The 598-nt window shown below is 50.0% G+C and carries 1 pseudogene; it reads right to left on the reverse strand.

The features are described 5' to 3' along the window. Positions 1–377 (reverse strand): annotated as a pseudogene (locus BK660_RS30095) (hypothetical protein); the annotation flags it as partial. Positions 378–598: the final 221 nt, after the last annotated feature.

The raw sequence follows: 598 nt of genomic DNA on the forward strand, positions 1-598 counted from the left end.
AAACTGCGCAATCGCTGGATGGCGAGTTCGTCGCCCGGTATGTGTGCCATTCGCTGCAGAACTGCGCCCATTATTCGGGTTTCAGGCATCGCATCATTGCTTAACGCGGTATTGAAAAACTCCAGCGCCGACTGACTTCCGGGATTGCTGACCGGCCATGTCTGCTTCGACTTCTGATGGCGTAACCAGAAATCATCAAGGACACTCACGTACGTGCCGTACCAATCCGGGGACAGGGATTTTTCACGTTTCTTATTGGCAACCAGTTGCGCCAGCAAAACCGAGTTGACCAGATCGCGATAAACTTCCAGCCGCTCACCATCGGGAATAATCACCACGCAAGCCCCGACAACCAGAACTAAACATTCTTCATCCATGTTAGGCCTCCGTAATAAAAAGGGCAGTCGCCATGACTGCCCTTCTTCTTAATCAGATTTCATACTCTTCGATTGTCGATACCACGTTCAGACCTAGCTTGGTCCTGATGGCCAGGCGCGCCTTATCAGCAACCTCGGTATTCTTGGCAAAGATCGTTTCACCGGTGTACAACTTCACATTGCGAATATCCACATCGACAAACATAACTTTAGTGGAAGTA

The organism is Pseudomonas brassicacearum, from assembly GCF_003732265.1.
GTDB classification, from domain to species: domain Bacteria; phylum Pseudomonadota; class Gammaproteobacteria; order Pseudomonadales; family Pseudomonadaceae; genus Aquipseudomonas; species Aquipseudomonas brassicacearum_D.